Consider the following 9,433-nt stretch of genomic DNA (forward strand, 5'->3'; position numbering starts at 1 on the left):
CCCGGCGGTCTTGTTTTATAATCTACTAACCAGTTAGTTTTTATCTTCGCATTGAAGCCGTGAAAATAATTTATACTCCATGCACTTTCGGGGCATTGATACGTGAACTATATCATGCTCCCGGTAGTACGTCTTTAGCAGGAGGAGGGGCGGGCAAGGGAGCGAAGGGCAATGACGCGCACGTTCAGGGTAGAGAAGGTCCATTCGGATATCGTCTCCAAGGGGACCCTTTTCAAGGCCCTCAAGTACATAGACCGGGAGAATCCGCGCACTCCGGTGCTCCTGCTGGACCGGGAGAAGGTCCGCGAGAAGGTGAGGCTCATCGGCTCCCGCATCGGAAACTCCCGGGCCTTCTACGCCCTGAAGGCGAATGCCGACCCGGAGGTGGCGCGCCTTGTCCACGGGCTGGGCATGGGTTTCGAGGTGGCCTCCGAGGGGGAGCTGGCCCTGCTGAGGGACATCGGCGTGCCTCCGGAGAAGGTCATCACCAGCAACCCGGTCAAGTCCCCCCGGTTTATCGAGGAGGCGGCCTCCTATGGGGTGAGCTTCTATGCCTACGACTCCCGGGCGGAGGTGCAGAAGATGGCCTCCCTGGCCCCCGGCGTGCGCGTGTACGTGCGGCTTTCGGTGCCTAACGAGGGGAGCGACTGGCCCTTGAGCAGGAAGTTCGGGGTGGAGCTGGACGAGGCCCTGGCCCTTCTCGTTCTGGCCGCGGAGAAGGGCCTGAATCCGGTGGGTATTACGTTTCACGTGGGTTCGCAGTGCCTGAACAAGTTCAGCTGGAACGGCGCGCTGTACAAGGCCCGGGCCCTCTGGGAGAGGGCCGAAAGGGAGGGTCTCGCCCTCGGCGTCCTGAACATCGGCGGGGGCTACCCCATCACCTACACCAAGAGCGTCGTGGGGGTGGAGGCGATAGAGAAGACCATAGAGCAGGCCGTCAGGGAGAATTTTCCCCCGGAGACGGAGGTCTTCATAGAGCCCGGGCGGGCCGTGGTGGGCGATGCCGGGGTCTTGGTGGCCTCCGTCATCGGGAAGGCCGGGAGGCTCGGGGAGACCTGGGTCTCCCTGGACGTAGGGGTTTTCAACGGGCTCATGGAGAGCGTGGGGGGAATCACGTACAGCTACATCGTGGAGAGCTCCGGGAAGTCCGGGCAGCCGGTCCGTCCCTTCGTGCTCGCCGGGCCGAGCTGCGACAGCTTCGACGTCGTGGACAAGGAGGTCTGGCTCCCGGAGCCCCGCGTGGGGGGCATGGTGCTCATCCTTTCGGCGGGGGCCTATACGGTCTGTTACGCCTCGGAGTTCAACGGCTTTTCGATACCCCGGACGATACTGATTTAGGGAGGTGGACATGGCTTCCATCAAGTTTACGGAGACGGCGCCCTTCGTGGCGGTGGAGTATACCTACGAGGTGGAGAAGGTCCTGTACAAGGCGAAGACACCCTTTCAGGAAATCGTCGTCTTCGAGAACCCGTACTTCGGACGGATGCTCATCCTGGACGGCATCGTGCAGTTGACGGAGCGGGACGAGTTCTTCTACCACGAGATGCTCACCCACGTGGCCATGCATGCCCATCCCGACCCGCGCACCGTCGTGGTCATCGGCGGGGGCGACGGGGGGACCGTCCGGGAGGTCTGCAAGCACCGGAGCGTGGAGAAGATATACTTTGTGGAGATAGACGAGCAGGTCATCGAGGCCTCCAGGGAGTTCTTCCCCACCGTGGCCTCATCGGTAGGGGACCCCCGGGTGGACATCAGAGCCATGGATGGCGCGGAGTTCATCAAGGGCAGGAAGGGCGACGTGGACGTGGTCATCGTGGATTCCACCGACCCCATCGGGTTTGCCCGGACGCTTTTCTCCGAGGAGTTCTTCACCGCGGTCGAAAGCGCCCTGAGCAGCGAGGGGATGTACGTCACCCATTCGGAGTCGCTGCTTCTCCATCCCGACGTGGTCGGCGACGTGCAGCGGACCCTCAGGGGCACCTTCCCCGTGGTGGACCTGTACGCCACCCCCCTGGCCACCTATCCGGGCAACTGGTGGGCCTTTCCCATAGCCTCGAAGAAGCACTCCCCTCGCGAGATGCGGCGCCCCCTGGGCGTGGAGACCCGCTTCTACAGCGAGGAGTTCCACGCGCACTCCTTCCTCCCGAGGGGGTTTCTGGAAAAGCTGGTGGCCGGAGAGGTCACGTGGTAGCCCGGAGGGCGGGGCGGCGCATCGTCCCGGGGGCTTGACACGGCGGCGGCGGTGGTGATACAGTAATTTAGCACTCCCGGCAGGAGAGTGCTAACGGAGTGATTTTATTATGCTAAACGAGAGAAGCCGCAGCATCTTGCGGGCCATCGTCCAGAGCTACATCGAAAGCGGTGCGCCGGTGGGCTCTCGTCTGCTGACCAGGAGGCACGGTTTTACTCTCTCTCCGGCCACCATCAGAAACATCATGGTCGACCTGGAGGACATGGGCTATCTGAGCCAGCCTCATACGTCCGCGGGGCGGGTCCCCACGGACAAGGGCTACCGGTTCTACGTGGACGCCCTGGACCCCGGCGAGCAGGCCGATGCCCGGAAGCTCATGACACTCCTGGAGAGCAGGTTCTCTTCGGCCCAGGAGGACGTCAACACCCTGCTGGGAGAAATAACCAGGACCCTTGCCAAGGTCTCCCACTATCTCTGCTTCGCCGTCCCCCTGAGGGCCGAGGAGACGACGCTCAACCGCATCCAGATGTTCCGCTACCGGGGCGACAGGCTGGCCGTCGTTCTGCTGACCAACGAGGGCCTCATCGCCAACAAGGTGCTGGAGTCGGACTTCGGCCTCTCGCAGCGCGACCTCAACAGGATATCGGACTACGTCAACACGGAGTACTCGGGCCTGAGCATCGCCGAGATACGCTCGTGCATCCGCAGGCAGATGTCGAAGGAGCGGGCATTGTGTGATATCCTTATCAACAGGGCGACGGCCCTGTGCCGGGAGGCGCTCAGCTTCCCCTGCGGCGAGGTCATCGTCTCGGGCATGTCGGAGTTCATCGGCCTGCCGGAGTTCTCCGGCAAGATAAACGAGATAGCCCAGGCCATCGAGGACAAGCGGAGAATCCTCGACCTCCTGGAGAGCTTCACGGAAAGCCCCGAGAGGGTGAGGGTCCTCATCGGCAGGGAGAACCCCGATGAGGGGATGCGCAACTTGAGCATCATCGCGGCTCAGTACGGTCAGGGGGAGAAGCCGCTGGGAAGCGTCGGCATCATCGGCCCCACGCGAATGGATTACCTGAGGGCCATCGCGATGGTGGAGGCGGTGGCCAGATTCGTATCCGGAACCATTTCCCAATAAGCCCGGACAGACGAAAAGGAAGCAAGGAGGAAGTTTCTGTTGGAAGAAGACAGAAAGGACCGGACGGAAGAGGCATTTGAAGAAGAAGAGGTGGAGGTCGTCCACGAAGGCCCCGAGCAGCGTGCGGCCCGCGAGGAGGAGGCTCCCTCGGCCGAGGCCGCGCGTGAGGAGATGAAGGAGAAGTACCTCAGGCTTTACGCGGAGTTCGAGAACTACCGCAAGAGGGTGGCCAAGGACAGGGAGGAGCTCCTCAGGTACGGAAACGAGTCCCTCCTGGCGGACCTCCTGCCCTCCCTGGACAACCTCGAGATAGCCCTCGAGCACGCGGCGGCGGGCGAGACGGCCGGCGCCCTGGTGGAGGGTGTCGAGAACACCTTGAGGGAGTTGTACCGCACGCTGGAGAAATACGGCGTCAAGCGCATCGAAGCGCTGGACAGGCCCTTTGACCCGGCCTACCACCATGCCATCTCCCAGGAGGAGAGGGAGGACGTGGAGCCGGGCATCGTGGTCGAGGAGCTGAGGAAGGGCTTCATTTACGGCGACAAGGTGCTCAGGGCGCCCCTGGTGTCGGTCTCCAAGAGGCCCGAGGGGAGCGCGTCCTGAGGCGCGCGCCGGGCAAGCAGGCATTCATCAAGAAATACTATAATATCCGGAAGAAGGAGGAGTCAGGAAGATGGGCAAAGCGATAGGAATAGACCTGGGTACGACCAACTCCGTCGTTGCCGTTGTGCAGGGTGGCGAGCCCGTCGTCATACCGAACCAGGAAGGAAACAGGACCACCCCCTCGGTGGTGGCCTTTACGGAAAAAGGGGAGCGGCTGGTGGGCCAGATTGCCAAGAGGCAAGCCATAACGAACCCCGAAAATACGGTGTTCTCCATCAAGCGGCTCATGGGCCGGCGCTTCAACACCCCCGAGGTGGAGCACGCCAGGGAGCGCCTGCCCTACAAGATCGTGGAGGCGTCCAACGGTGACGCCCAGGTGGAGATACGGGGCAAGAGGTACTCCCCGCCGGAGATATCGGCCATGGTCCTGCAGAAGCTCAGGCAGGCGGCGGAGGACTACCTGGGTGAGAAGGTCACCGACGCGGTGGTCACCGTGCCGGCCTACTTCGACGACAGCCAGCGGCAGGCCACCAAGGACGCCGGCAAGATAGCCGGCCTGAACGTCCTGCGGATCATCAACGAGCCCACCGCGGCGGCCCTGGCCTACGGGCTGGACAAGAAGAAGGAAGAGGAGGTGGCCGTCTACGACCTGGGCGGCGGCACCTTCGACATCTCCATCCTGGAAATCGGGGAGGGCGTCATCGAGGTCCGCTCCACCAACGGGGACACGTACCTGGGGGGAGACGACTTCGACCTCAGGGTCATGGACTGGATGGTGGAGGAGTTCAAGAAGGAGCAGGGGATCGACCTCAAGGGGGACAAGATGGCCCTACAGAGGCTCAAGGAGGCCGCCGAGAGGGCGAAGATAGAGCTGTCCACCGCCACCGAGACCGAGATAAACCTGCCCTTCGTCACCGCCGACGCCACCGGGCCGAAGCATCTGCTGATGAAGCTCGCCCGTTCGAAGTTCGAGCAGCTGGCCGGCGATCTCTTCGACAGGACCGTTGAGCCCTGCAAGGTGGCCCTGAAGGACGCGGGCTTCGGCGCCAAGGACATCGACGAGGTCATCCTGGTGGGCGGGCAGACCAGAACGCCCAAGGTCATCCAGACCGTGCAGGGCTTCTTCGGCAGGGAGCCCAACAAGACCGTCAACCCCGACGAGGTGGTGGCCGTGGGCGCGGCCGTGCAGGCAGCGGTGCTCAAGGGCGAGGTTAAGGAGGTCCTTCTGCTGGACGTGACCCCCCTGAGCCTGGGCATCGAGACCCTGGGCGGCGTGTTCACGAAGATTATCGAGAAGAACACCACCATACCCACGAAGAAGAGCCAGATATTCTCCACCGCTTCGGACAGCCAGCCCGCGGTGACCATCAGGGTCTTTCAGGGCGAGCGGGAGATGGCGTCGGACAACAAGCTCCTGGGGAACTTCGAGCTGGTGGGCATCCCGCCGGCCCCCAGGGGGGTGCCGCAGATCGAGGTGGCCTTCGACATCGACGCCAACGGCATCCTTCATGTCTCGGCAAAGGACTTGGGGACGGGCAAGGAGCAGTCCATCCGCATCACGGCCACCAGCGGGCTGAGCGAGGACGAGATCAAGCGCATGCAGCGCGACGCCGAGGAGCACGCCAGCGAAGACAAGAAAAGAAGGGAGCTGGCCGAGGCCCGAAACGAGGCCGACACGCTCGTCTACTCGGTGGAGAAGTCCCTGCGGGAATACGGGGAGAAGCTCTCCGAGGACGACAAGAACAAAATCAACGAGGCCCTGGAGGACGTCAAGAAGGTCAAGGACACCGCGACGGAGGCAGCCGAGATAAAGCGGGCCGTGGAGAAGCTCACGTCGGCCTCCCACAAGATTGCCGAGCACGTCTACCAGCAGGCGGGCGCCGGAGCGGGAGCCGCCGCCGGCGGCAACCAGGAAGGCGGCGAGAAGGAGAACGTCGTGGAGGCGGAGTTCGAGGACGTGGATAAAGAGGGCAAGGAGTAAGCGGCACAGGCACGCGGGGACCGATGAAGGACTACTACAAGATTCTCGGGGTCCAGAGGGACGCCACCGAGGCGGAGATAAAGCGGGCATACAGGAAACTCGCCATGGAGTGCCACCCCGACAGAAACCAGGGGGACAGGGACTGCGAGGAGCGCTTCAAGGAGCTGAGCGAGGCCTACTCCGTCCTGGGCACTCCGGAGAAGAGGGCCAATTACGACCGCTTCGGCACCGCGGAGGGCGCCCAAGCGGGGGCGGGCTTCGGGCCCTTCGGCGCCGGCGGCTTCGCCGGCGCCTTCGGGGACGTTTTCGAGGACGTCTTCGCCGATTTCTTCGGCACCTTCACTGGCGCCAGGAGCAGCCGCGTGCGGGGCAACGACCTCAGGTACGACCTCGAGATATCCCTGGAGGAGGCCGCCCGGGGCACGGAGGAGACGATAGGCATCCAGAGGTGGCGCCCGTGCACGGAGTGCGGCGGCACCGGTTCGCGCTCGAAGAGGCCCGCCACCTGCCCCGACTGCGGGGGCAGGGGACAGGTGCGCTTCCACCAGGGGTTTTTCACCGTTTCCAGAACGTGTCCCCGCTGCAAGGGGGAGGGCTCCTACGTGACGGACCCCTGCGAGGCATGCCGGGGAGAGGGCAGAAAGAAGGTCCCGGCCACCATCTCGGTAAAGGTGCCGCCGGGGGTGGATTCGGGCTCGCGCCTGAAGATGACCGGCGAGGGGGACCCCGGCGAAAGGGGCGGCCCCCCCGGAGACCTCTACATCATCATCACGGTCAAGCCCCACGACCTCTTCGTCAGGGAAGGGGACACCCTGCTGTGCAAGGTGCCGATTACCTTCCCCCAGGCGGCCCTCGGCGACGAGATAGAAGTGCCCACCCTGGAGGGGATGAGGAAGCTCAAGGTTCCCGCCGGTACGCAGCCGGGCTCCACGTTCACCCTGAAGGGCAAGGGCATGCCCCGCCTGGGCGGCAGGGGGCACGGAAACCAGGTCGTCGTGGTCGACGTGGCCGTCCCCAGGCACGTCAACGCCAAGCAGAAGGCCCTCCTTGAGGAGTTCGCGCGCCTTTCCGAGGACGAAGCCACCCAGGGCTTCAAGGAGCGCCTGAAGAGCATGTTCGCCGGGAAGGCATGAAGGGCATCAAGGGGCAACTGAGTTCCCTCTCCATCACCGACCTGATGCAGTGGATAGACATGAACAAGAAGTCCGGGGTCCTGTTCGTCTCGCTGGAGGACGAGGGAAAGTGCTTCTGCTTCGAGGAGGGAAGGCTCCTCATGGCCTCCTCCAACCGCCCCGGCGGGCGCTTCGGGGAATTCCTCTCACGGGAAGGAGGCGTCCCCCTGGGGCATATCCGGGATGCCGTGGCGGCTTCCCGGAGGGAGGGGATGCCGCTCTTGGGCTACCTCATCGAGAAGAAGGTAGTCCCCGCCGCCTTTCTGAAGGTGGCCGTGGAGCAGCTTGCCGAGGCCGGCATCATGGACATCCTCCGCTGGGAGGACGGCTCGTTTCAGTTCGTGGAGGACCTGCCCCGGGTGCTCGCGAAAGGTCCCGTCAGGCTCGGCGTGAACTTCATCACCTTCGAAGCCGTACGCAAGCACGACGAACTGCTCAAGGAAAAGGGCCGCTAGGCCCTCTGCACGCACGGGCATGCCCCGCGCCTTCGTCCCCCGCATCCCCCCTGAAAAGGACGCCTTCCCCCTGAGGGGCGAGACCGCCCGATACCTTCTGGCCGTGCTCCGCACGGCGCCGGGGGACGAGGTGGTGCTTTTTGACGGCGAGGGGCGCCGTGCCCGCGCCACGGTCGTTCGCACCAGGAGGGCCGAACTGGACGTGGAGGTGAAAGAGAGGCTTCCCGTCCCCGAGGAGCCCCCCGGGGGAATCGTCCTCCTTCAGGGGATGCTGAAGGGCCAGAAGATGGACCTGGTGGTTCAGAAGGCCACGGAGCTCGGAGTAAAGGAGATAGTGCCCCTCATCACCGAGAGGACCCAGGTGCGCGAGACCCGGAAGCTTGGACGCTGGCAGAAGATAGCCCGGGAGGCGGCCCGGCAGTGCGGCAGGCCCGTCGTGCCCGCGGTGCGCCCGCCCGCCGAGGCGGACCTTGTCTTCGGCCAGGCGGAGGGGCTTTCGGGGTTCATCTTCTGGGAGGAGGGCGGGCGGCCCCTCGGGCAGGCGGAACTTCCGCCGGAGGGAAGGGACGTCCATGCGGCGGTGGGCCCCGAGGGGGGCTTTACCGGGGCGGAGGTCGAGATGGCCCTGTCCCGGGGGCTTGAGGCCGCCACTCTGGGCCCCCTCATCCTGCGGGCCGAGACGGCCGCCCTGGCTGCGGTGACCCTCCTACGGTTTCTCCTCGGACGCATGAGATAGGCCGTCCGCCCACCCCGGCAGCCGGAGAGATTGAGAGTTTCTTCCTGTACTTCACATCGGACAAACTTGCCAAAACATGTTAAATTACTTTGGAAACACAGAATGGAGATTAAGTGCCTCAGCCACCAGAGCCGAAAAACAGTGAATCCCAATCTGGACCCTTCTTAGGCCACCCACTATCCACTGAGGCATGTAACGCTTTTTTAAGTGCTCTCCGTAGCAACTCCTCAACTTGTACAGTAAACCCTTGCATATTGTAGCGTTGCCCGCTCGTCCTGTCCTTAAATGGCAAGACGGGAGTTGCGCCATGTATGATTCTGCTCCGTATCTTATAGGCGTCTTTCATTAAGCTATACACTTCTCTTCGTTTCTGTTTTGATCGCTCAAGCATATATGCCGTGCGCATGGAGAGTTTGTACGTGAGTTCATCAGACTCAGGCAGAAACAATGCCTCGGCAGCGATCATGAGATCAATCATTTTGTCGTCAGGTTTTTTCCTTGCAATAGCATCGCCGAAACGTCTCAGCGCAATGTGCAAATCCTTTCTCAGTTTACCGGTCCGCTTCCATAAATTCACCAGTTCAGTAACCTCTCTTGTCGACAATGAAGTGGTGCTAAAAAAATGACTATATTCCATTTTCTCTATTGAGAATATAGTTCCAGTAATGAGTTTGCAATATGAGACTGTGCCGGAACTGAGAACAGTCCCTGTTTTTAAAAGGCGTAGGCAATCTAATATGCGTTGTTCATAATCTCCCGATAAATATTTATCCTTTTTGGCAGCTTCCTCTTGTGTTCCTGGTGGCAACTCACCTACAAGTTTTTCTGTTTCATATAGTATCTTGATGGCATACTGTGGCAGAAAATGTCTGTGCTCCACATCAGGCATGACAAGACGTTTGGGTGCTAAATTCGAATTCAGAATCATCGCAATCTCATCGTCTGTCAGTTTTACGATGGAAACTTGATCGTCAAATTGTATGGGGATTTGCGCAAACGATTTGACGCCATATAGTGGTGTAAGACGGATATTGACAAGTTTGTTACTGTAAAGATACTTCTCCAACTGCTTATAGCGCTTTTCGAAAAGGGCATTATTAAAGCCAGTTGGTGGTGATCCCTCAAGAAGCCCCATTGCAATTGTATTTATTAAGTTTTGTTCATCG

9 protein-coding genes are annotated in these 9,433 nt (G+C 61.7%); 8 read left to right on the top strand and 1 reads right to left on the bottom strand.

Going from position 1 to position 9,433, the window contains the following annotated elements; all coding sequences use genetic code 11:
* Nucleotides 1-171: 171 nt before the first annotated feature.
* From P8Y39_06840 to P8Y39_06875, 8 genes are all read left to right on the top strand, one after another.
* The gene (locus P8Y39_06840) at nucleotides 172-1,338 is read left to right on the top strand and encodes a type III PLP-dependent enzyme (protein MEJ2192055.1); all 1,167 of its coding nucleotides are present in this window, start codon (nucleotides 172-174) and stop codon (nucleotides 1,336-1,338) included.
* Between the two features lie 10 nt (nucleotides 1,339-1,348).
* Entirely contained in the window at nucleotides 1,349-2,191 is an 843-nt protein-coding gene (speE, locus tag P8Y39_06845; GenBank protein ID MEJ2192056.1) for a polyamine aminopropyltransferase, read from the top strand.
* A 109-nt stretch (nucleotides 2,192-2,300) separates the two neighbouring features.
* Complete coding sequence (gene hrcA, locus P8Y39_06850; GenBank protein ID MEJ2192057.1) at nucleotides 2,301-3,320, top strand: heat-inducible transcriptional repressor HrcA; 1,020 nt, start codon at nucleotides 2,301-2,303, stop codon at nucleotides 3,318-3,320.
* Between the two features lie 39 nt (nucleotides 3,321-3,359).
* Nucleotides 3,360-3,923, top strand: a complete 564-nt coding sequence (grpE, locus tag P8Y39_06855; GenBank protein ID MEJ2192058.1) for a nucleotide exchange factor GrpE — start codon at nucleotides 3,360-3,362, stop codon at nucleotides 3,921-3,923.
* Nucleotides 3,924-3,993: 70 nt separating this feature from the next.
* Nucleotides 3,994-5,904 carry a molecular chaperone DnaK gene (dnaK, locus tag P8Y39_06860; protein ID MEJ2192059.1) on the top strand — a complete coding sequence of 637 codons (1,911 nt, stop codon included), beginning with the start codon at nucleotides 3,994-3,996 and terminating at the stop codon, nucleotides 5,902-5,904.
* Between the two features lie 23 nt (nucleotides 5,905-5,927).
* Nucleotides 5,928-7,037: a molecular chaperone DnaJ gene (dnaJ, locus tag P8Y39_06865; GenBank protein MEJ2192060.1), complete on the top strand. Its 1,110-nt coding sequence runs from the start codon at nucleotides 5,928-5,930 to the stop codon at nucleotides 7,035-7,037.
* Nucleotides 7,034-7,531 carry a DUF4388 domain-containing protein gene (locus tag P8Y39_06870; GenBank protein MEJ2192061.1) on the top strand — a complete coding sequence of 166 codons (498 nt, stop codon included), beginning with the start codon at nucleotides 7,034-7,036 and terminating at the stop codon, nucleotides 7,529-7,531. The genes dnaJ and P8Y39_06870 overlap by 4 nt, the downstream gene beginning before the upstream one ends.
* A gap of 19 nt (nucleotides 7,532-7,550) precedes the next feature.
* On the top strand, nucleotides 7,551-8,267 hold the full coding sequence (locus P8Y39_06875) for a 16S rRNA (uracil(1498)-N(3))-methyltransferase (protein MEJ2192062.1): 717 nt from the start codon (nucleotides 7,551-7,553) through the stop codon (nucleotides 8,265-8,267).
* Nucleotides 8,268-8,385: 118 nt separating this feature from the next.
* On the opposite strand, the gene P8Y39_06880 is transcribed toward P8Y39_06875, so the two are convergent.
* A partial coding sequence (locus tag P8Y39_06880) for a HEPN domain-containing protein (GenBank protein MEJ2192063.1) occupies nucleotides 8,386-9,433 on the bottom strand: 1,048 nt, incomplete at its 5' end.

It is taken from the genome of Nitrospirota bacterium (assembly GCA_037386965.1).
GTDB lineage: Bacteria > Nitrospirota > Thermodesulfovibrionia > Thermodesulfovibrionales > JdFR-86 > JARRLN01.

Coding starts and splice junctions, on each gene's coding strand:
- P8Y39_06875 (MEJ2192062.1), top strand. CDS start 7,551: ATGCCCCGCGCCTTCGTCCCCCGCATCCCCCCTGAAAAGGACGCCTTC.
- P8Y39_06840 (MEJ2192055.1), top strand. CDS start 172: ATGACGCGCACGTTCAGGGTAGAGAAGGTCCATTCGGATATCGTCTCC.
- hrcA (MEJ2192057.1), top strand. CDS start 2,301: ATGCTAAACGAGAGAAGCCGCAGCATCTTGCGGGCCATCGTCCAGAGC.
- P8Y39_06870 (MEJ2192061.1), top strand. CDS start 7,034: ATGAAGGGCATCAAGGGGCAACTGAGTTCCCTCTCCATCACCGACCTG.
- speE (MEJ2192056.1), top strand. CDS start 1,349: ATGGCTTCCATCAAGTTTACGGAGACGGCGCCCTTCGTGGCGGTGGAG.
- dnaJ (MEJ2192060.1), top strand. CDS start 5,928: ATGAAGGACTACTACAAGATTCTCGGGGTCCAGAGGGACGCCACCGAG.
- dnaK (MEJ2192059.1), top strand. CDS start 3,994: ATGGGCAAAGCGATAGGAATAGACCTGGGTACGACCAACTCCGTCGTT.